Source organism: Micromonospora zhanjiangensis (assembly GCF_042650605.1).
GTDB classification, from domain to species: Bacteria; Actinomycetota; Actinomycetes; order Mycobacteriales; family Micromonosporaceae; genus Micromonospora_J; species Micromonospora_J zhanjiangensis.
Genome location: NZ_JBHSBN010000027.1, coordinates 55,304 through 74,707 on the forward strand (window position 1 = coordinate 55,304; position 19,404 = coordinate 74,707).

Here is a 19,404-nt window from a genome sequence, read left to right on the forward strand (position 1 = left end):
GTGGCCGTCATCGCCCTGGTCTCCGCGAAGGGGTCGCCCGGTGTCACCACCGCCGCGCTCGCCTGCACGCTGTCCTGGCACCACCGGGTGGTGCTCGCCGAGTGCGACCCGGCCGGCGGCTCGGTCCTGGCCGGCTACCTGGGCGGGGTGCTGGACGGCCCGCGCGGCATCGGTGAACTGGCCGTCGGCGAACTGCGGGACGGCAACCTGGAGACGGCGTTCTGGTCCCAACTGGTCGACCTGGACGCGCCCAGGCGGGAACGGCTGCTGTTGCCGGGCGTGGTCGACCCGGTCCAGGCGGGCAGCGTCAGCCCGCTCTGGCAGCGGTTCGCCGACTTCTTCGCCGGCCTGGGCCGGGGCCGACCGGCGTACGACGTGATCGTCGACTGTGGCCGGTTGCACGTCGTCGGGCCGCCGTGGCCGCTGCTGCGGGCGGCGGACGTGGTGCTGGTGGTCACCGCCGCCCACCTGCCGGACCTGTCCAGCGCCCGGGCCACGGTCCGGGCCATCGAACGCGACTTCACCGAGCACCGGGTGCCGCCCGGGTCGCTGCGCCTGCTGCTGGTGGGTGACGGGCACGGCCGGGGCGAGGTGAGCAAGGCGCTGCGGCTGCCGGTGATCGCGCACCTGCCGCACGACCCGCGTACCGCCGAGGTGCTCAGCCACGGCGGGACCGTGCGCGGCGGGCGGCCGTTGATGCGCGCGGCCGGCGCGTTGGAGGTGCCGGTGCGGTCGCTGCTGGACCGGCAACGGGCCCGGTTGACCTGGCCGACCGACGCGGAGGCGCCCCATGCGGTTTGAACCGGTGTCCCACGACCCGCGCGGCGCCACCTCGACGGCCGTGCCGATCGCCCCGAACGGGCGGTACCCGCACCCGCCGCCGGGAGTGGTCGCCGCGCCGCCGGTCGGCGCGCCGCCGCCACCGCCACCCCCGCCGGGTCCGGTCGCGCCACCGGCCCGACCCCGGGTGGACTTCGCGGTGGTCCGGGAGCTGCGCCGGGAACTCAGTGAACGGCTCACCCAGTGGCAACGCGGCCGGGACTTCACCGTCGTCGAGGAGGACGCCGAACGGGCCCGGCTCGCCGCCGCGGTGGTCTCCGCGTACGCCGACTCGGTCCGCCGGGCCGGTACGCCGATGGCGGCCAGCGCCGAACGCGCCCTGCTCGACCAGGTCACCGCCGAACTCGTCGGCCTGGGCCGGCTGCAGTCCCTGCTGGTCGACTCCTCGATCGAGGAGGTGCACATCCTGGGCTGCGACCAGGTACGGATCACCCGGCACGGCGGCGGGGTCGACTGGGGCGAGCCGATCGCCGACAGCGACGAGGAGTTGGTGGAGATCCTGCAGGCCGCCGCCCGCCGGGCCGGTGCCACCGAACGGTCGCTGTCCACCGCCAAGCCCACCCTGGACCTGCAACTGCCCGACGGCAGCCGGCTGGCCGCGGTCTTCCTGGTCAGCCACCGCCCGTACGCGGTGATCCGCAAGCACAACACGCTGGACGTGACGCTGGACGAGATCACCGGCGGTCGGGGCGACCTGGACGAGATGCTGGACGTGCTGATCCGCGACTTCCTGCGGGCGGCCATGCGGGCCGGGCTGAACATCATGGTGGCCGGTCTCGCCGGGGCCGGGAAGACCACCGTGATCCGGGCCCTGATGGACGAGATCCCGCCGGACGAGCCGTACGTGCTGCTGGAGGAGAGCCGCGAACTGCTCCCCGCCCGGCGCGGGCACCGGCACCGCGCGGTGATGAGCTTCGAGGCCCGGGAGGGTCACGGCGAGCGGGGCCCCGACGGCCGGCCGGCCGGTGAGGTCAGCATCGCCGACCTGATCCCGCTGGCGCTGCGGATGGGGGTACTGCGGATCATCGTCGGCGAGGTGCGGTCCCGGGAGATCGTGCCGATGCTCCAGGCGATGACCACCAGCCGGGGGTCGATGTGCACCATCCACGCCCGTACCCCGGCCGGGGTCGGTGAGCGGATCATCGAGCTGGCGCTGGCGCACGGCCGGGAGATGACCGTCGACCAGGCCCGCCGGATGGCCGGCAACGCGCTGGACCTGATCGTCTACGTCACCGTCGAGGACGAAACCGCGATCGGCGGTCGCAAGCACCGGTTCGTCTCGCACGTCGAGGAGGTGATCGGCGTGGGCGACAGCAGCCGGATCACCACCACCACCGTGTTCGGCCCCGGACCGGACGGCCGGGCCGTGCCGCGGCACCTGCCGGAGCGGATCCGCGACCAGCTGCTGCGGGTCGGCTACGACGCCCGGCTGCTGTCCCGGTACATCGAGGCCGGGGTGGGCGCCTGGCGTCGTCCCCGGCACACCCGGCTCGGGCGGCGATCCGGATGACTCTGCCGTCGAACATCGAGCTGATCGCCGTACTCTCCGGGGTTTCCTGCGTGGCCGGGCTGGTCCTCACGGTGCTGGCGGTGGTCGGCACCCGGCGGCCGGGCCGGCCGGCCGGCCCGGCCGGACGGTGGCTGCGGACGCTGTGGTCGGGCGTCGGGCCCAGCCGCCGCGAGCGGCGCCGCTACCGGCTGCTGCTGTTCTTCGCGGGCCTGGCCGGCGCGCTCGCCTTCCTGCTCACCGGGCTGCCGGTGGTCGGCCTGCTGGTCGCCGTCGCGGTGCCGGGCACGCCGTGGTTGTTCACCGTCGGTCGGGCCGAGAAACGGGCGATCGCCCGGATCGAGGCGGTCGGCGAGTGGACCCGCCGACTCAAGGACGTCTCGTCCACCGGCCAGGGCCTGCAGCAGGCCATCATCGGCACCGTCGCAACCGCGCCCGAGGAGATCGACGAGGAGGTACGCCTGCTCGCCGCCCGGTTGCAGGCCGGCTGGCTGGGCCGACCCGCGCTGCTCGCGTTCGCCGAGGACATCGCCGACCCGGTCTGCGACCAGGTGGTCGCCGCCCTGCTGCTGCACCTGACCGACCGCGGCGAGCGGCTCGGTGACGTGCTCGCCGCGATCAGCGCCGGCGCCGCCGCCGAGGTGGCCACCCGGCGCGAGGTGGAGGCGAAGCGGACCCAGCCCCGGTTCGCGGTCCGGTTCCTGACCGCGATGACGTTGCTGGTGCTGGCGTACGGGCTGGTCAACCCGACGTACATGGAGCCGTACCGGACCCCGGTCGGGCAGTTGGTGATGGTCGGCCTCGGCGCGGCCTTCGTGGCGTTGCTGGTCTGGGTACGGGCGATGAGCCAACCGCCGCGACCGGCCCGGTTCCTCGCCGCGCCGGATCCGGAGGAGATGATCGCGTGATCCTCAACTGGCAGCTCGCGATCGCGGTGGTGGGCGGCGCGACCGTCGGGCTGGGCGTGTTCGTCCTGGTCCGCGAGCTGATGCCGGTGACCCCGGCGCTGGGTCCGGCGCTGCGTCGGCTGCACCAACCCGCCCGGCCGCCCGGCCGGCCGACCGGCAACAGCCTGCAGTGGTTGGGCGGCCCGGCCCGGTGGCTGCGCCCACCCACCCGGGACCTGGCGCTGCTCGACCGCTCACCCGAGCAGTACGCCCTGTCGGTGCTGCTCTCCGGCCTCATCGGGCTGGCCCTGCCGCCGGTGTCGGGGCTGGTGCTGACCGTCGTCGGCATCTCCCTGCCGGTGGCGGTCCCGGCCGTCGCCGGACTCGGGCTGGCCGTGCTGTTCGCCGTCGTGGCGCACCAGGACGTGCTGACCAGGGCGGCCCGGGCCCGCCGGGAGTTCAGCCGGGCGGTCTGCACCTATCTGGACCTGGTCGCGCTGCAACTGTCCGCCGCGCACGGTCCGGTGCAGGCGCTGGAACGGGCCGCCCAGGTCTGCGACGGCTGGGTCTTCGAACGGATCCGGGAGGCCCTGCGGCTGGCCCAGTTGCAGATGCACTCGCCGTGGGAGGAACTGCGCGACCTGGCCGAGGAGATCGGCGTACCGGAGCTGGGCGACGTGGGCGCCATCATGCAGTCCTCCGGCGCGGAGGGCGCCCAGGTGCACGACACGTTGCGGCAGCGGGCGGACTCGCTGCGCGACCAGATCCGTACCGACAACCTGGCCCGGGCCGAGGCGGTGACCGCCCGGCTGGACGTACCGGGCGCGTTGCTGGTCTTCGTCCTGATGGGCTTCGTCCTCTACCCGTTCGTCAGCCGTATCTGACCCCCGTCCGTAGACCGAAAGGCGGCAACCCGATGGCCCTGTTGAGCTACCTCTACGCGAGTGCGCTGCGCCGGATCGACGAGCTGCGCCGGACCGACCCGGCGGACCGGGGGGACAGCCCGGTGCCGACCGCGATCATCATCGCCGGGCTGGCCGTGCTGGCGGCCGGGATCCTCGCCGTGGCGGCGACGGCGATCGATGGCTGGACGGCGCTGATCCCGCCCGCCGTGGCGCCCTGACCCCGGTGAGCCAGATCGTCGATTCGGGTCGGATCGCCGAGGATCGCCGGCCGAACCGGGTCCGGCGCCGGGCCGTGGCAGCGGTCCGGCGGCTCGGCGCGCCCGCCGAACGGGACCGCGGCGCGAGCCCGGTCGAGTTGGCGATCCTGCTGCCGACAATCCTGGTCCTGCTGATCATCTCGATCCAGGCGGCGGCCTACTACCTGGCCCGGGCACTGGCCCTGAACGCCGCCCAGATCGCGGTGACCGAGAGCCGGACGTACCGGGGTGGCACGGCGGCCGACGGAGAGGCGGCGGCCCGCCAATTCGTCGCGAACGCCCCACGCTGGCTGGTGCTCACCTCGGTCGAGGTGGACAAGCCGGCCGACGGTGGGCAGGTCACCGCCACCGTCCGGGGCACCGCGTTGACCCTGCTGCCCGGCGTCACCATCGAGGTACGGCAGAGCGCCAGCGGCCCGGTCGAGCGATTCGTGCCGGAGGACTGAGCCGTGGCCGGACGCAGCACCTCCACCGGTCGGCGTCGCCTGGGCCGGTCGGTCGGGCGGTGGCGGGGCCGGCCCGCCGACGGCGGTTCCATGTCGGTGGAGGTGGCGATCCTCGCCCCGGCGTTCCTGCTGCTGCTCGGGCTGGCGGTGGTGGGCGGGCGGGCCGTGATCGCCCGCAACGCGGTGGACCTGGCCGCCCACGACGCGGCCCGGGCGGCGTCCATCGCCCGTACCGAGCAACAGGCGCGTGCTGACGGCGAGGTGGCGGTGGAGCAGGCGCTCGCCCAGCAGGGACTGGCCTGCGACCCGGCCGCCTCGGTGACGCTGACCGGTGAACTGCCCGGCGGGACCGACGTCGACCTCGGCTACGCGTTCGCGCCGGAGCGGGTCGGCGAACTGGTGTTCGTGGTGGCCACGGTCCGTTGCACGGTGGCTCTGGCCGACCTGGGCCTGCCCGGTACGCCCGGCTCGATCGACGTGCGACGCAGCTTCGTCTCGCCGATGGACCGCTTCCGGAGCCGGCGGTGAGGTGCCGCCCGCCCATCCCCGGCACCGGGCACGGGCCCGTCCCGGGCCGCGAGTCCGTCCCGGGCCGCGAGTCCGTCCCGGGCCGCGAGTCCGTCCCGGGCCGCGAGTCCGGTCGGGTGAGTGTGTTCCTGGCGATCGGGCTGTTCGCCGTCTTCATGATCATCGGTCTGTCCGTCGACGGTGCCGGACAGCTCTTCGCCATGCAGCGGGCGCACAACATCGCCGCGGAGGCGGCCCGTGCCGGCGGCCAGTCGATCGACGAGGGACAGGCGATCGAGGGCGGCCGGAAGGTGCTCGACCCGGCGGCGGCCGTGGCGGCGGCCAAGGCGTACCGGGAGGCCGCCGGGGCGACCGGTGCCGAACCGGTGGTCGATCCCGACGGTCAGGCCATCACGGTGCAGGTCGACCTGGTCTACCAGCCCGTCATGCTCCGCTTCTTCGGTTGGCAACGGGAGATCGTCGTCCGGGAGACGGCGACGGCTCGACTCCTCGACGCCCCGACCCCTTAGGAAGGACTGTCATGTCTGGCTCGGGTGTTTCCGTGGCACGGCGCACCGGCCAGGTCGTCACCGGCCTGACCGCGCTCGTCGTCCTGATCGGACTGCTCGGCGGCGCGCCGGTGGCCCTGGTCGCGTTCGCCGGCAATCCACTCCCCGACCACCTGCCCGGCCTCGCCGAGTTGGGCAGGCTGCTGACCAGCCGCGACGACGGGCAGCTCTTCCTGCGGGCGCTGGCCCTGCTCGGCTGGGCCGGCTGGGCCACCTTCGCCCTGTCCGTACTGGTGGAGCTGCCGGCCCGGGCGATGCGCCGACCGGCGCTGCGGCTGCCCGGTCTGAGCCGCCAGCAGCGGGCCGCGGCGGCGCTGGTCGGGTCGGTCGCGCTGATCCTGGCGGCCAGCCCGGCCGCGACCGCGTCCGTGACGGCCGCCGCACCGGTCGTGGCGACCGCGCCGTACGGCGTCGGCCACGCCGCCTGGTACGCCTCGGGGCCGGTCGCGTCGTACGCCTCGGAGTCGACCACCCCGTACGCCTCGTCGATGGAGAACTCGGCGCCCGTCGCCCCGGCGGTCGGGCCGGCGGTGCACGCGGCGCCGGCCCCGGGCTGGCTGGCCGGGCCGGAGCCGGCCGACGAGCCGGTGCCGGTGTACCGGGTCGAGCGGGGTGACTATCTCGGCCACATCGCCGGCCGGTACCTCGGCGACTTCAACTCCTATCCGGAACTCGCGAAGCTGAACAAGATCCGCAACCCGGACCGGATCCGGCCGGGCCAGCTGCTGCGCCTGCCGCCGCGGGCGGCCGACCACGGCGTACGGGAGCACGCCACCGGCCTGGTCGCGGTCCCGCCGGCCCCGGGCGGGCGGGCGGGGTCACCGCCGGAGTCCGAGCCGGCCGATCCGCCCGTCGTCGTTCCCGCGCGGCCCGCGCCGGACGTGGTGCCCGCGCAGCCCGTGGAAGACGGCTCCACGATCGGGGTCGGTGCCGCCCGGCAGGGCCCGTCGGACGGCGTCAACCGGCCGCTGGCGATCTCCGCGGTGCTCTCCCTCGCCGGGATTCTCGGCGCCCAGGTCGGCGCCGCGCTGGGTCTGCGCCGGACGGCCACCGGCCGCGGCCCGGACGGCGGGCGGCACCGCGGCCGACGCTGACCGGTGGGCGTCCCGGCCGGCGGGACGTACGCCGCGGCGGTACGTCCTGAAACGGCCGGGTCCCCTGGCCGCCGTCCCCCGACGAGGCGGACGGCGGGCCAAGGGACCCGGCACTGCGGTTGACGGGATCGAGCGGGTCAGCCGAACAGTTTCTTGTCGAGTGCCGCCTGCCACGGTTGCACGCAGCCGCGCCAGGCGGCGTCGTACTTGGCGGCAGTCGCCATGTCGGTCGCGGTGGTGCCGCGCTCGGCCTCGGCGACGTGCAGCGGGATCACGAACGGGTCGCTGTCCACGGCGAAGCCCGCACCCCGCATGCAGGTCACGTACGTCGCCGATGCGGCCCTGACCTCAGGGCTGTTCAGGGCCGCGCGCTGCAATTCGGCGGTCTTGGCCTGGCCGGCCGCACCGCCCGACGCCTCGAAGTCGACCTTCGCGCTGCAGTCGTTCAGGGCGTCACCCCACACGCCCTGCTGCTCGACCGACATCCCCGCGAACAGTGCCTCGTTGGGATCGTCGGGCGTCGCCGCCGTACGGGCCGCGATGCGCTCGCGGACCTTGGCGGTGAGTGCCCCCTGGTCGATCGTGCCGAACGCGTCGACGACGTCCGACTTCGCGAGGCCGCCGTTGAAGGGCAGCCCCTTCTCCTTCATGCAGGCGGCCAGTTTCTGGTTGGTCTTTCCGTAGGACGCCAGCAGTTTCTCGGCCTGGACGGTCGGGTCCGGCGTCGAGTCGGCGGTGGCGACCCCCGCGAATGCCGCGAGGCCGACGGCGGCGACAATTCCGGTGAGTACGAGAACCTTACGGATCTGCATGTGAGACTCCGGGATCAGAATGGGGACATGAGCCTGATCCTGTTCAGCTCGTCACCGTCAGTTTGGTGCTCGACGACCCGTAGACCGGCTGGTCGTAGAGGCTCTTCAGGTAGGTGCGGTCGGTCTGGTTGATCTTGATGCAGCCGGCCGACTTGTAGTTGGACTCGGTCCAGCTGCCGCCGTTGCCGCCCTGCGAGTGGATGAACAACTCGGTCCGGGTCACGGTGCCCGCGGAGCACAGCTTGTTGCCCAGGTTCCAGACGGAGCCCTTGACCACGGTGCTGCTCGTCTGGTGGTTCACCTCGTAGCGCGGGGTGTAGGAGCCGTTGGGCAGCCATCCCTTGTTGCTGGTGCAGTCGTTGCTGGTGCCGTCGCCGGAGCCGGCCTTCATCGTCACCTTCCGTCGGGTCGCCATGAGCTGCGAGCCGCAGTAGGCCGCCGACGAGTAGTAGGTGTAGAGGTTGCCGTAGGGCGCGGTCCCCTTGTCGAACGTCATGGTCGGATTGGTCTTGGACGACTGGCAGTCCGACTGCAGAACGTCCGAGTAGGCGCTGGCCGGCGTAATGACCGACAACGCGATCGTGAATCCCGCCACTGTGGCTGCCAGGTAGGCGCGCTTCGTCTGGGACATGCGCATGTTTTCCCCCGTAATGGATTGGAAAGAAATGCGCCTCGGCCATGCGGTGCCGATGCGTCCCAGGAGCATGGCAACCGGCTATGGGCGGTGTCAATGGACCGAGCCCGGTCGAATTCACCGACATCAAATCTCGCGGACCTTTGCAGATCATGAAGCGGCAAAAATGATGATCTGTCGGTGCCGGGTCGCGAGATGCCGGGTCGAGGTGCCGGGTCGATCAGGGCAGGCGGGTCTCCAACACGCCGTCGACCACGCGGGTCGGCAGGACCTGCTGGTCGGTGCCGGCCGGGCCGTGCACCACGGCACCGTCGTCCAGTTGGAAGGTGCTGCCGTGCCACGGGCAGACCACGCAGGCGTGGCCGTCCACCCGGACCAGGTCGCCCTCGCTGAGCGGGCCGCTCTGGTGCGGGCACCGGTCCAGCAGCACCGAGACGTCGTCGCCGTCGCGGTAGACCACCAGCGCGACGTCGTCCACCGTCCGGGAAACCAGCTTCTCGTGCGGCAGGCTCGCCACGTCGATCACCGGGCGCCAGCCCTCGGACATCCGGTGCAGGTCCGGCGCGGCCTGGTTGACCTGGGCGCCCTGCTTGTAGGCGAGATGACCGCCGAGGTAGGCGCCGCCGCCGGCCGCCGCCAGGCCGAGGAATCCCAGCGTACGGCCGGCGCGGTGCCGCCCGGCCAGCCGGGCGGCCAGCGAGCCGACGAAGAGCGTGGTGCCGATCCCGTTGGCGATCGCGTGCACCAGCCCGACCCGGCGCTGTTCGGTGGTCAGCTCGGCCCAGTCGTTGGCGCCGGACAGTGCCGCCGGCAGCGCGCCGGCGGTGCCGACCGCCACCAGTACGGTCGCCGACCGCCGGTTGCCGGGCAGCAGGTCGAGCACGGCCGCGCTCAGCCACGCGCCGACCGGGAGCTGGACCAGCGCCGGGTGTAGGGGATGCCCCAGCCACACCCCGTGCAGCAGGTCGCGCAGCCCGCGCGGGCGCAGGACCGAGCGGACGGTCTCTTGCAGTCGGTCGCCGGTCCGGTCCAGCCCGGACGCCTGCTCCAGCTTGGTCAGCAGTTGTCGCATCCCTAACGGGTTCCCCCGGATCCGGCCGGTAAACGGTTCGACGGCGACGATGTCCCGAACGGGTCGCCCGGCGCCTGTTGTCACGCCGGCGTGACAACAAACCACCCAAACCCGATTAATCGGTCGAGCCTGGGGATCGGCATGGTGGCCCGGGCCGCGGGTAGTCACGGCCATGCGGATCGCCGTCACCGGGGCAACCGGCAACGTGGGCACCGCCCTGCTTCGGCAACTGGCGGACGAGCCGGACATCGAGGTGGTCGGGATCGCCCGGCGTCTTCCCCCGGCCGACACCAGCCCGTACGAGGGGGTGGAGTGGCACTCGATCGACCTGGGCGAACCGAGCAGCCTCGAACCGTTGACCGAGGTGTTCAAGGGCGTCGACGCGGTGGTGCACCTGGCCTGGCAGATCCAGCCGAGCCAGCGGCGGGCCCGGCTGCGCCGGACCAACCTGACCGGCACCCGGCGGGTGATGTGCGCGATGCGGGACGCCGGTGTCCGCAAAATCGTCTACGCGTCGAGCGTCGCGGCGTACGCGCCGGGGCCGAAGGACCGCCGGGTGGACGAGGGTTGGCCCACCACCGGGATCGGCGTCTCCGGCTACAGCGCCGACAAGGCCGCCGTGGAGGCGTTCCTGGAGGGCTGCGAGTGGGACCAGCCGGACCTGCAACTGATCCGGCTGCGTACCGCCCTGGTGTTCCAGCACGACGCGGGCGCCCAGGTCACCCGGTACTTCCTGGGCCGGCACACCCTGCGCGCCCTGCTCGGGCCGGGCCGGGTGCGGCTGCTGCCCGGCAACCGGCGGCTGCGCGGCCAGGTGGTGCACGCCGACGACGCCGCACGGGCGTACGTCTGCGCGCTGCGCAGTTCGGCGCGCGGTGCGTTCAACATCGCCACCGATCCGGTGCTGGACCCGTGGATGGTGGCCGAGGAGGTGGGCGCCACGGTGGTGCGCACCCCGTTGATGTTGCTGCGCGGGCTGACCCGGCTGGCCTGGCGGTTGCATCTGGTGCGGACCGAACCGGCCTGGCTGGACCTCACCACCGCCGTACCGCTGGTCGACTGCTCCCGGGCCGAACGCGAGCTGGGCTGGCGCCCCGGCCGGGACGCCCAGCAGACGGTCCGCGAGCTGATGACGGGCATCGCCGAGGGTGCCGGTACGACCAGCGCCGCGCTGCGCCCGGCCAGCAGCCGGACCCGCCGTCGCCTCGGCTTCAATCCCGCCTGACCGACCGTCCTGCCCTCATCCACCCGTTCCGCCCCGGCCCACCCGCCCCCGAGGCCCACCGCCCGCGCCGCCGAGACCCGCCGCCGCCGGCCGGCCAGGCGCGGTGAGTCTTGGACAGGTTCCGTTCGCGTCGAACGCTACTTGTCCAAGACTCGATACGAGTCGGGGCGGTGAGACGGCGTGGCGGCGTTGTCAGCCGGAGGGACGGTCGGGGATGCGTTGCGTCCAGCCGATGAAGCGGATGAACACGTCGGTCGGGTCGAGCTCGACCGGGTTGATCCGAATCAACTCGGTGACCGCCTCGTGCATCACCTCGGCCATGAGGACCGGCAGGTCCGCCCGGCGGTCCCAGTACTCGCACTTCAGCGACAGCCGAGCGACGGCGCACGGCCAGGGCGTGCCGCAGTTCCGGCAGAGCCACAGCGGCCGCAGCGGGACGTGCGTCCGCAGCCGGGGCGGCAGATTCACCAGTGCCCCGCGTTCCGCCGACGCCAGACGCGGGCCCGGGCGAGCTGGTCGTACTCGTCGGTGGTCGCCGACACCCAGTAGGGCGGCAGCCGCTCGTTCCGGGTGTTGAGCGCCGTGAGCCGCCGGTCGGGACACCGCCGCCACCGCAGGCCGCAGACACACCACCGCCGCCATCGCCGCCACACCGACCGGTGGACCAGAGCCAGAGGTACGGGTTTGAGGGTTTTCTGCTTGCGCATGGACCGATGCTGATTGCCTGCCGTTTTACCCCGGTCAAGAGGGCTCTTGCCCCGGATCAAGCTGCTCAACCGGAAAGTCCCTGTCGTGGAGTTGATGTCCATGCCGGAGATTGCGGACTTTCTCGGGGTCAGCCGCCAGCGGGTCCATCAGATGGCCGAACGGGATCCATGCTTTCCGGAACCCGCCACCGTGCTGGCCGTGGGGAAGATCTGGCGGGGTGAGGACATCCGGGCCTGGGCCGCGAAGTACCGGCCGCCGCTCGTCGACGAGGAGTGATCGCGTCGAGGAAAGGTGAGGGTACGGACGCCCGAGTATTCAGCAACGACGAGTAGAACAGTGTCGAACGGCGCTCCGGGAACTTCTCGAGCTGCCGGAGACCTCAGGGGGCCGGCGGACCGTCGCCGATGCGGTATCCCGCACCGGCGACGGTGGTGATGACGTCCGGCGGGCCGAGCCGGCGACGCAGCCGGCCGACGGTGACCGCGACCGTCTTGGTGAACGGGTCGGCGTACTCGTCCCAGACCTTCTCCAGGAGCTGTTCGGCGCTCAGCGGCGCGGGTGCCGCCGCCATCAGCTCCGCCAGCACCTCGAACTCCTTGCGGGACAGGCGCAGCGGTCGGCCGAGCCGGGTCGCCGTGCGCAGCACCGGATCGAGTTCGATACCGGCGCGGCTGAGCAGTCGCGGCCGCGCGGACGGCCTACGCCGGGCCAGGGACCGGATCCTCAGCACCAGTTCCGAGAAGTGGAACGGTTTCGCCAGGTAGTCGTCGGCGCCCAGTCGCAGGCCCGCGACGCGTTCGTCCGGTGAGCCGGCGGCGGTGAGCATGATGACCATCGCCGGGTCGGCCGACCGCGTGACCTGCCGGCAGACCAGGTCGCCGTGCAGACCGGGCAGGTCGCGGTCGAGGACCACGACGTCGTACCCGGTGACGGCGGCCTTCTCGGCCGCCGCGAGGCCGTCGTAGGCGACGTCCACGGCCATGCCCTCGTCCCGCAGCCCTTCGGCGATGTCGTCGGCGAGGCGGCGTACGTCCTCCGCGACCAGGATTCTCACAACCGCACCTCCGCATACAGTCCGCCCTCGGGTCGGGCGCGCAGAACGAGCGTCCCGCCGTGCGCCGCCGCCACCGCCGCCACGATGGACAGCCCCAGTCCGCTGCCGGGCCGCGACGTCCGGGCGGAGCCGAGGCGCTGGAACGGTTGCCCGAGCAGGTCGACGGCGGCCTGGTCCAGCACCGGTCCCCCGTTCTCCACGGTGAGCCGCGGCCGGCCACCACGGGCGTCAGCCCTGATCCGCAGCCAACCGCCCGGCTCGTTGTGCCGGATCGCGTTCTCCACCAGATTGTCGACCAGGCTGCGCAACAGGGTCGCGTTGCCCACCACCGTGACCGGATCCGCCCGGCAGTCGACGACGAGCCGCTTCGCGGCGAGCGGCTCGGCCCGGGCGCCGACGGCCGCGTCGGCCAGATCGGCCAGCCGCACCACCTGCACCGGCGTGGCCGCGCTGTTCTGCGCGCGGGCGAGCAGCAGCAGTCCCTCAAGCAGCCGGTCCGCCGTGTCCAGGCCCTCGTACAGCTTGCCGGCCAGCACCGTGACCTGCTTCGGCACCGGTGCCGGCTTGCCGACCGCCACGTCCACCGAGGTCCGCATCATCGCCAGGGGCGTACGCAGTTCGTGGGAGGCGTTCGCGACGAACCGGCGTTGCGCCTCGAATGCCTGTTCCAGCCGGGCGAGCAACTCGTCGACAGTGTCCGCCAGCTCGGTCAGCTCGTCCCGTGGGCCCGCCACGGCCAGCCGTTGGTGCAGGGTGCGCTCCGAGATGCGGCGGGTCGTCACGGTCATGATCCGCAGCGGACGCAGTGCCCGGCCGGCGACCGCCCAGCCCAGCGCGGTCGATACGACGGCCATCACGGCCAGCCCGATCCCCGACGTGACGAGCAGCGCCTGGACGGTGTGCCAGGTGGGGGTCACGGACAGCTCGGCCGGGGCCGGTGGCGGTAGCGGGGCCAGCCCGGGAACGTCGGGGCCGCGGAATCCCGGCTTCGGCTCGAACGTGACGAGGATCGGCTGGCGGAACACCAGGACCGCCACGAGGACCAGCAACGCGATCCCCGAGGCCAGGAAGAGCGAGGTGTACAGCAGCGTCAGGCGCGCGCGGATCGTCTGCGGTGGCCATCGGATCGACAACTTCCATCGCCTTCCGGTCGAGACCCTGTCCGGCCCCGAGTATCGCCGCTGGTCGGTAACACGACGATAACGAGGGCTGTGACGCTGTTGTTTCCCGCCGATGCGTAGACAGACGGGTACGCGGCATCCCGCCGCGCGAAGGAGGCCATACATGAGTCGCAGCAGACGAGCGAGGGTGCTGGCGGTGGTGTCCGGGGTCGGCCTGGTCATCGCCGGTCTCGTGCCCACTGCCACGGCCCAGGCCGGGTCGACGGCGAACCCGGCCGCACCACCGGCGACGATCCAATGGCAGGAGTGCCCGCAGTACTCCGACGAGGTGCTGGACTACCTGCGTATCCGCCCGGCGGACCGGGCGAGGTTCCGTGAGTTGTGGGCGCGCACCGACTGCGGCACGGTCAGCGTGCCGTTGGACTACCGCGCCCCGGGCGGAGAGCAGATCACCATCGCCCTCACCAGGCTGCGCGCGAGCGACCAGGCACACCGGCTGGGCAGCCTGGCGATGAACCCCGGAGGGCCGGGCGGCAGTGGCTACCTGATGCCGGCCCAGCTGATGCTCACCAACGCGACGACGGCCCGACTCAGCGAGCGGTACGACCTGATCGGCTTCGACCCGCGCGGCATCGGCTACAGCACCTCGTACGACTGCCCGTCGGACGGGCCGGGGGCCGGGCCGTCGCCGGTCGGCGGATGGACCAGGGCGACGCTGCGGCAGGCGTACGACCAATGGGCGGCCCAGGCGGCCCGGTGCTCGTCCGCCAATCCCGCGTTCCTGTCCCAGCTGACAACGGCGAACGTGGCCCGGGACCTGGACCGGATCCGGCAGGCGCTGGGCGAGGGGCGGATGAGCTACTTCGGGGTCTCGTGGGGCACCCAGCTGGGAGCGGTGTACCGCAGCATGTTCCCGGCGACGATCGGCCGGATGTGGCTGGACAGCGTGGTGTCCCCGCGCGCGTACGACCTCGCCTACCGGTTCGACGCGTCGGCCCGGGCGACCGAGGAAGGCTTCGCGCTCTTCGCGCGGTGGCTCGCCGCCCGCAACGACGGGTACGGCCTCGGGGACACCCCGGCAAAGGTGCGGGCCACGGTGCTGGGGATGCGACAGCGGGCGGACGCCCGACCCTGGCGGTTCTCGGACCTGCCCGTGCCGCTCGACGGCAGCTTCATCTCGTTCCTGGCCTCGGCCCCGAACCTGCACTGGGAACAGGCCGGGCAGATCCTCGTGGCGATGCGGACCGCGGTGGACGGTGGTCCCGCGCCGCAACCGGTGCGCGAGGTCGTGGGCGGTCCGTCCGGTCCGCCGCCGCCCCCACCGGCGGGCGCCCCGGAGCGGGACAACGCCACGGCGGGCCAGGCGTACCTGTGCAACGAGGACACCAGCTCCCGTGACTTCGAGCCGCTGTGGCGCGGGTACCGGACGAACCTCGACCGGTATCCGGTCACCGGCGACCTGACCGCGCTACGCCCGACCTGTGCCGGGTGGACGCTGCCCGTGCAGTCGTTCCCGCTCCGTCGCAACGGCGCGTCGTTGCAGATGTCCGGGCACCGGTACGAGGCCTCGACGCCGTACCCCTGGGTGCGGCAGATGCGGGACGCCATCGGCGGTGAGGTGTTCACCGTCGACGACTTCATCCACGGTTCCCTGCCGTTCGTGCCGGAGTGCGCGCGGCATCTGGTCGACTATTTCGACACCGGGAGCCCGGACGGTGGATCCTGCCGCGGCGAGCAGCCCGACGGCGGGACCGCCACCGCCGCGGCGACGGGTCCGGCGCCGTCGGAGCCGACGGTGGGCGGGACACCGTCGGCGGCGGTGCCGTTCTCCTGGCCCGCCCGCCGGTGATTCTGCCGTCCGCCCGGCTCCGGCGCCCGGTCGAGCAGACCGTGCTGCGCGGCTACGCCGTCGGCAGGTAACGAGGAACACCGATGCCCCCGGTTCCGCCCGGAACCGGGGGCATCGGTGTCTCGGCAGGCCGCGGCCGATTTCGGTGGTCGACGGCGGCTGCCCGGCGGCCACACGCGCATTCGCATTTCTGGACTCCGTCCCGATGACTGGCGGGGAAGTGGCCGGTGCGCGCATGCTGAAGCGGTGACCGTACGCGTGGAGCACGACGGGCCGGTGACCACGGTGGTCCTCTCCCGGCCGGAGAGTCGCAACGCCGTCGACGGTGCGACGGCGCGGGCCCTGGCGGACGCGTTCCGTTCCTTCGACGCCGACGACCAGGCCAGCGTCGCCGTGCTCTGGGGCGAGGGCGGCACCTTCTGCTCCGGCGCCGACCTGAAGGCGATCGGCACGGCCCGCGGCAACCGGGTCGAGCCGGAGGGCGACGGCCCGATGGGGCCGACCCGGATGCGACTGGGCAAGCCGGTGATCGCGGCGATCTCCGGGTACGCGGTGGCCGGCGGGCTGGAACTGGCGCTCTGGTGCGACCTGCGGGTCGCCGAGTCGGACGCCGTCCTCGGCGTGTTCTGCCGCCGGTTCGGGGTGCCGTTGATCGACGGTGGCACGGTCCGGCTGCCCCGCCTGATCGGACAGAGCCGGGCGATGGATCTGATCCTCACCGGGCGTCCGGTGCCGGCGGTCGAGGCGTACGGGATGGGGCTGGTCAACCGGTTGGCACCGCCCGGCGGGGCCCGTGCGGCGGCCGAGCAGTTGGCCGCCGAGATCGCCGCGTTCCCGCAGACCTGCCTGCGCAACGACCGATTCGCGGTGCTGGCCGGCGAGGGCCTGCCCGAGGGGGAGGCGATGACCGCCGAACTGGCGTACGGGATGAGTTCGCTCGCCGCCGACGCGGCCGACGGTGCTGCCCGGTTCGCGTCCGGCGTGGGTCGGCACGGCGCTCCCGCCGGCGCGACCGACTGACCGGCCCAGCCGTACCGGTCCGGCCGGTCATCCGGCCGGACCGGGCGGGCCGTCACCTGACGTTGCGCAGGGCGTCCTCGATCGCCCGGTGGAAGGTCGGGTACGCGTAGATCATGTTGCGCAGCCTGTCGAGCGGTACCTCGGCGTGCACGGCCACGGTGAGCCAGCCGAGCACCTCGCCGCCGACCGGCCCGGCCGAGGTGGCGCCGACCAGCACGTCCCGGTCGGCGTCCACGATCAGCTTGACGAACCCGGCGTTGCCGGCCTTGTGGATCCAACCCCGGGCCGAGCTGGCCAGGTCGGTGTGTCCGATCCGGACGGTCAGGCCGCGGTCGCGGGCCTGCCGTTCGGTCAGCCCGACCGCGCCGATCTCCGGGTCGGTGAAGGTCACCCGGGACAGCGCCCGGTAGTCGGCGCCCGGCCCGCCCCGGCCGAGGATGTCCCGGATCGCCACGCCGGCCTGGTACATCGCGACGTGGGTGAACGCGCCGTGTCCGGTGACGTCGCCGACGGCCCAGATCCCGTCGGCCACCCGCATCCGGTCGTCGGTGGTCAGGGTCCGGGCCCGTGGGTCCAGGCCCACCGTGTCCAGGCCCAGGTCGGTCAGGTCGGACCGGCGCCCGGTGGCCACCAGCAGCCGTTCGCCGGTGGCCGAACCGCCGCCGGCCAGCCGTACGGTGAAGGTCTGCCCGTCGTGCTCGACCCGCTCGGCGCGGGCGTTCGTGCGGAGCCGTACGCCGTCGTCGGTCAACGCGGCGGCGACCAGGGCGGACGACTCCGGTTCCTCCAGCGCCAGCACCCGGTCGCTGCCCTCGATCACCTCGACCCGTACGCCGAACCGGGCGAACACCTGGGTCAGCTCCAGCCCGATCGCGCCGCCGCCGAGCACGAGCAGCGAGCGCGGCAGCTCGGTCACCTCGATCGCCTGCCGGTTGGTCCAGTACGGCGTGCCGGCCAGGCCGTCGATCGGCGGCACCGCGGGTGCGCTGCCGGTGCCCAGGACGACCGCCCGGCCGGCCTGGAAGACCTGGTCGCCGACGGCCACCCGGCCCGGGCCGACCAACCGACCGTAGCCGCGGACGAACCGGCCGCCCTTGTCGGTGAACCGGTCCACGGCCACCTTGTCGTCCCAGTCGTCGGTGGCCTCCTCGCGGATCCGGGTGGCCACCATCGACCAGTCCGGGGTGGCGGCGGCGTGCCCCGCCAGCTCGTCCACCCGGCGCGTCTCGGCCAGCGCGTTGGCCGCCCGGATCATCATCTTGCTCGGGATGCAGCCCCAGTACGGACACTCGCCGCCGACCAGGTTGCCCTCGATGCCGACCACCGACAGGCCCGCCTCGGCCAGCTTCCCGGCCACCTCCTCGCCGCCGACACCCAGTCCGACGACGACCACGTCCACCCGCTGCGCCTCAGTCACCCGCCCAGCATTCCCCAGAAGATCGCCACCGACCAGGGCTGCTGGTCCCGGTCAGCGGAGCCAGGCGGGTTCGGCGCCGGCGGGTTCCAGCGGCGGCGGGTAGTCCAGCGTGCGGCGCAGCGCCGGAGGCAGCCGCCACGGCTGGTGGACCGCCTTGCCCGCGACCGCCGCGAGTTCCGGGACGTACCGGCGGACGTAGTCACCGTCCGGGTCGTAGCGTTCGGCCTGCCGGATCGGGTTGAAGCCGCGGTGCGGTCGGGTGTCGAAGCCGGCACCGGCCACCCACTGCCAGTTGCCGGAGTTGTTCGGCACGTCCCCGTCGACCAGCCACCGGTCGAACACCCGCAGCCCCGATCGCCAGTCCAGCCGCAGGTACTTGGTCAGGAAGGCCCCGGCGATCAACCGGGCTCGGTTGTGCATCCAGCCCTCGGCGTGCAGTTGCCGCATCCCGGCGTCCACCACCGGCACGCCGGTCCGGCCATCCGCCCAGGCGGTGAACGCGTCGTCGTCGGTGCGCCAGTCGTCCGCCGCCCGGGCGCGCAGCGCCTCGGTGGCGAGGCCGGGCCGGGCCAGTGCCACCTGGTAGTAGAAGTCGCGCCAGCACACCTGCCGGACGAACGGCCCGTCCCGGTCGCCGACCGCCCGGGCCACGGCCAGCGGGGACAGACAGCCGAACCGCAGGTACGGGCTCAGGTGCGAGGTGCCGTCGCCGGCCAGGTCGTCGTGCCGGTCGCCGTACCCGGGTGCCAGCCGGGCGAAGCGGCGCAACCGGTCCCGGCCGGCCCCCGCGCCGCCGGGCACCACGTGCGGAGAGTCGCCGGCGGGTGGCGCGGGCAGGTCACCGACGCGGATCCCGGCCGGCAGCCGGATCCGGTCCGGCGTGGCCACCTCGGCCCGCCAGTCGGCGGCCAACCAGGCCCGGTGGTACGGGGTGAAGACCTTGAAGTGGTCGCCGCCGCCGGACGGGCGCAGCGCGCCCGGGTCGACCACGGTGACCCCGGGGAAGATCCGTAGCGACATCCGGTGCCGGTCGCACTCGGCCCGCAGCCGCCGTTCCCGGGCCCGCGCGTAGCGGCTCACGTCCCCGGCCACCGCCACGCCCTCCGCGTCGAACTCCCGGGCCAGCCGAATCGTCTCGGCGACCGGGTCACCGTGCCGCAGCACCAGGTCGCCGCCGAGGTCGCGCAGCGCCGCGCGCAGGTCGGCCAGGCACTCGTGCAGGAACCGGTCCCGGTTGGCCGACCGGCCGGCCAGGCCGGGATCGAGCACGAACAGTGGCACCACCCGTTCGAAGCCGGCGCAGGCCGCCGCGAGTGCCGGGTTGTCCCGTACCCGCAGGTCGCGGGTGAACAGCACGACCGCGGTCCGACCGGTCATCCCGACAACTCCCGGCCGTCGCGGCGCTTCACGGCCGGCTCGACGACCGACCCGGACCGGTCGGCGGTCGGCTCGGGCCGGGGGTCCGCGGTCCGGCGCCGCG

Annotated in this window: 22 protein-coding genes; 13 read left to right on the forward strand and 9 right to left on the reverse strand. The window is 73.3% G+C overall.

Features of this window, described 5'->3' with window-relative positions:
- The 9 genes from ACFOX0_RS27645 to ACFOX0_RS27685 all read left to right on the forward strand — a co-directional run bounded on the left by ACFOX0_RS27645 (position 1) and on the right by ACFOX0_RS27685 (position 7,012).
- Positions 1–801 carry a ParA family protein gene (locus ACFOX0_RS27645; protein WP_377551407.1) on the forward strand — a complete coding sequence of 267 codons (801 nt, stop codon included), beginning with the start codon at positions 1–3 and terminating at the stop codon, positions 799–801.
- Positions 791–2,350 (forward strand): CpaF family protein, encoded by a 1,560-nt coding sequence (locus ACFOX0_RS27650; RefSeq protein WP_377551410.1) that lies wholly within the window; start codon positions 791–793, stop codon positions 2,348–2,350. Before ACFOX0_RS27645 ends, ACFOX0_RS27650 begins: the two co-directional genes overlap by 11 nt.
- Positions 2,305–3,255, forward strand: coding sequence for a type II secretion system F family protein (locus ACFOX0_RS27655; RefSeq protein ID WP_377551477.1), 951 nt, complete (start codon positions 2,305–2,307; stop codon positions 3,253–3,255). Before ACFOX0_RS27650 ends, ACFOX0_RS27655 begins: the two co-directional genes overlap by 46 nt.
- Positions 3,255–4,118: a type II secretion system F family protein gene (locus ACFOX0_RS27660; RefSeq protein WP_377551479.1), complete on the forward strand. Its 864-nt coding sequence runs from the start codon at positions 3,255–3,257 to the stop codon at positions 4,116–4,118. The genes ACFOX0_RS27655 and ACFOX0_RS27660 overlap by 1 nt, the downstream gene beginning before the upstream one ends.
- Positions 4,119–4,150: 32 nt before the next feature.
- Positions 4,151–4,357 (forward strand): hypothetical protein, encoded by a 207-nt coding sequence (locus ACFOX0_RS27665; protein WP_377551412.1) that lies wholly within the window; start codon positions 4,151–4,153, stop codon positions 4,355–4,357.
- Between the two features lie 5 nt (positions 4,358–4,362).
- On the forward strand, positions 4,363–4,842 hold the full coding sequence (locus ACFOX0_RS27670) for a TadE/TadG family type IV pilus assembly protein (protein WP_377551415.1): 480 nt from the start codon (positions 4,363–4,365) through the stop codon (positions 4,840–4,842).
- Between the two features lie 3 nt (positions 4,843–4,845).
- Positions 4,846–5,370: a TadE/TadG family type IV pilus assembly protein gene (locus ACFOX0_RS27675; RefSeq protein WP_377551417.1), complete on the forward strand. Its 525-nt coding sequence runs from the start codon at positions 4,846–4,848 to the stop codon at positions 5,368–5,370.
- A 116-nt stretch (positions 5,371–5,486) separates the two neighbouring features.
- Positions 5,487–5,879 (forward strand): pilus assembly protein TadG-related protein, encoded by a 393-nt coding sequence (locus ACFOX0_RS27680; RefSeq protein WP_377551421.1) that lies wholly within the window; start codon positions 5,487–5,489, stop codon positions 5,877–5,879.
- Between the two features lie 32 nt (positions 5,880–5,911).
- Positions 5,912–7,012: a LysM peptidoglycan-binding domain-containing protein gene (locus ACFOX0_RS27685; RefSeq protein ID WP_377551424.1), complete on the forward strand. Its 1,101-nt coding sequence runs from the start codon at positions 5,912–5,914 to the stop codon at positions 7,010–7,012.
- A gap of 137 nt (positions 7,013–7,149) precedes the next feature.
- On the opposite strand, the gene ACFOX0_RS27690 is transcribed toward ACFOX0_RS27685, so the two are convergent.
- The 3 genes from ACFOX0_RS27690 to ACFOX0_RS27700 all read right to left on the reverse strand — a co-directional run bounded on the left by ACFOX0_RS27690 (position 7,150) and on the right by ACFOX0_RS27700 (position 9,530).
- Entirely contained in the window at positions 7,150–7,824 is a 675-nt protein-coding gene (locus tag ACFOX0_RS27690; RefSeq protein ID WP_377551426.1) for a hypothetical protein, read from the reverse strand.
- A 43-nt stretch (positions 7,825–7,867) separates the two neighbouring features.
- Positions 7,868–8,455 carry a hypothetical protein gene (locus tag ACFOX0_RS27695; protein ID WP_377551429.1) on the reverse strand — a complete coding sequence of 196 codons (588 nt, stop codon included), beginning with the start codon at positions 8,453–8,455 and terminating at the stop codon, positions 7,868–7,870.
- A 223-nt stretch (positions 8,456–8,678) separates the two neighbouring features.
- Positions 8,679–9,530 (reverse strand): Rieske 2Fe-2S domain-containing protein, encoded by an 852-nt coding sequence (locus tag ACFOX0_RS27700; protein WP_377551432.1) that lies wholly within the window; start codon positions 9,528–9,530, stop codon positions 8,679–8,681.
- Between the two features lie 172 nt (positions 9,531–9,702).
- Here ACFOX0_RS27700 and ACFOX0_RS27705 point away from each other — a divergent pair, with 172 nt between their 5' ends.
- The gene (locus ACFOX0_RS27705) at positions 9,703–10,755 is read left to right on the forward strand and encodes an NAD-dependent epimerase/dehydratase family protein (protein ID WP_377551435.1); all 1,053 of its coding nucleotides are present in this window, start codon (positions 9,703–9,705) and stop codon (positions 10,753–10,755) included.
- A 192-nt stretch (positions 10,756–10,947) separates the two neighbouring features.
- Here ACFOX0_RS27705 and ACFOX0_RS27710 read toward each other — a convergent pair whose 3' ends face one another.
- Together ACFOX0_RS27710 and ACFOX0_RS27715 are read right to left on the reverse strand one after the other, a co-directional pair.
- The gene (locus tag ACFOX0_RS27710) at positions 10,948–11,223 is read right to left on the reverse strand and encodes a hypothetical protein (protein ID WP_377551438.1); all 276 of its coding nucleotides are present in this window, start codon (positions 11,221–11,223) and stop codon (positions 10,948–10,950) included.
- On the reverse strand, positions 11,220–11,462 hold the full coding sequence (locus ACFOX0_RS27715; protein ID WP_377551441.1) for a hypothetical protein: 243 nt from the start codon (positions 11,460–11,462) through the stop codon (positions 11,220–11,222). Before ACFOX0_RS27715 ends, ACFOX0_RS27710 begins: the two co-directional genes overlap by 4 nt.
- A 94-nt stretch (positions 11,463–11,556) precedes the next feature.
- Here ACFOX0_RS27715 and ACFOX0_RS27720 point away from each other — a divergent pair, with 94 nt between their 5' ends.
- Positions 11,557–11,739: a helix-turn-helix transcriptional regulator gene (locus tag ACFOX0_RS27720; RefSeq protein WP_377551481.1), complete on the forward strand. Its 183-nt coding sequence runs from the start codon at positions 11,557–11,559 to the stop codon at positions 11,737–11,739.
- A gap of 103 nt (positions 11,740–11,842) precedes the next feature.
- Here ACFOX0_RS27720 and ACFOX0_RS27725 read toward each other — a convergent pair whose 3' ends face one another.
- On the reverse strand, positions 11,843–12,517 hold the full coding sequence (locus ACFOX0_RS27725; RefSeq protein ID WP_377551443.1) for a response regulator transcription factor: 675 nt from the start codon (positions 12,515–12,517) through the stop codon (positions 11,843–11,845).
- Positions 12,514–13,650: a sensor histidine kinase gene (locus ACFOX0_RS27730; RefSeq protein WP_377551446.1), complete on the reverse strand. Its 1,137-nt coding sequence runs from the start codon at positions 13,648–13,650 to the stop codon at positions 12,514–12,516. The genes ACFOX0_RS27725 and ACFOX0_RS27730 overlap by 4 nt, the downstream gene beginning before the upstream one ends.
- A gap of 151 nt (positions 13,651–13,801) precedes the next feature.
- Between ACFOX0_RS27730 and ACFOX0_RS27735 the strand changes: the two genes are divergently transcribed.
- Together ACFOX0_RS27735 and ACFOX0_RS27740 are read left to right on the forward strand one after the other, a co-directional pair.
- Positions 13,802–15,487: an alpha/beta fold hydrolase gene (locus ACFOX0_RS27735; RefSeq protein WP_377551448.1), complete on the forward strand. Its 1,686-nt coding sequence runs from the start codon at positions 13,802–13,804 to the stop codon at positions 15,485–15,487.
- A 246-nt stretch (positions 15,488–15,733) separates the two neighbouring features.
- Positions 15,734–16,507, forward strand: coding sequence for a crotonase/enoyl-CoA hydratase family protein (locus ACFOX0_RS27740; RefSeq protein WP_377551450.1), 774 nt, complete (start codon positions 15,734–15,736; stop codon positions 16,505–16,507).
- A 52-nt stretch (positions 16,508–16,559) separates the two neighbouring features.
- On the opposite strand, the gene ACFOX0_RS27745 is transcribed toward ACFOX0_RS27740, so the two are convergent.
- Complete coding sequence (locus ACFOX0_RS27745; protein WP_377551452.1) at positions 16,560–17,924, reverse strand: dihydrolipoyl dehydrogenase family protein; 1,365 nt, start codon at positions 17,922–17,924, stop codon at positions 16,560–16,562.
- 51 nt (positions 17,925–17,975) lie between these two features.
- Complete coding sequence (locus ACFOX0_RS27750) at positions 17,976–19,301, reverse strand: cryptochrome/photolyase family protein (protein ID WP_377551454.1); 1,326 nt, start codon at positions 19,299–19,301, stop codon at positions 17,976–17,978.
- Positions 19,302–19,404: the final 103 nt, after the last annotated feature.

Excerpts from the sequence above, each read along its gene's own strand:
- ACFOX0_RS27650 (WP_377551410.1), top strand. The coding sequence starts at position 791 with ATGCGGTTTGAACCGGTGTCCCACGACCCGCGCGGCGCCACCTCGACG.
- ACFOX0_RS27665 (WP_377551412.1), top strand. The coding sequence starts at position 4,151 with ATGGCCCTGTTGAGCTACCTCTACGCGAGTGCGCTGCGCCGGATCGAC.
- ACFOX0_RS27690 (WP_377551426.1), bottom strand. The coding sequence starts at position 7,824 with ATGCAGATCCGTAAGGTTCTCGTACTCACCGGAATTGTCGCCGCCGTC.
- ACFOX0_RS27695 (WP_377551429.1), bottom strand. The coding sequence starts at position 8,455 with ATGTCCCAGACGAAGCGCGCCTACCTGGCAGCCACAGTGGCGGGATTC.
- ACFOX0_RS27700 (WP_377551432.1), bottom strand. The coding sequence starts at position 9,530 with ATGCGACAACTGCTGACCAAGCTGGAGCAGGCGTCCGGGCTGGACCGG.
- ACFOX0_RS27705 (WP_377551435.1), top strand. The coding sequence starts at position 9,703 with ATGCGGATCGCCGTCACCGGGGCAACCGGCAACGTGGGCACCGCCCTG.
- ACFOX0_RS27715 (WP_377551441.1), bottom strand. The coding sequence starts at position 11,462 with ATGCGCAAGCAGAAAACCCTCAAACCCGTACCTCTGGCTCTGGTCCAC.
- ACFOX0_RS27720 (WP_377551481.1), top strand. The coding sequence starts at position 11,557 with ATGTCCATGCCGGAGATTGCGGACTTTCTCGGGGTCAGCCGCCAGCGG.
- ACFOX0_RS27735 (WP_377551448.1), top strand. The coding sequence starts at position 13,802 with ATGAGTCGCAGCAGACGAGCGAGGGTGCTGGCGGTGGTGTCCGGGGTC.
- ACFOX0_RS27750 (WP_377551454.1), bottom strand. The coding sequence starts at position 19,301 with ATGACCGGTCGGACCGCGGTCGTGCTGTTCACCCGCGACCTGCGGGTA.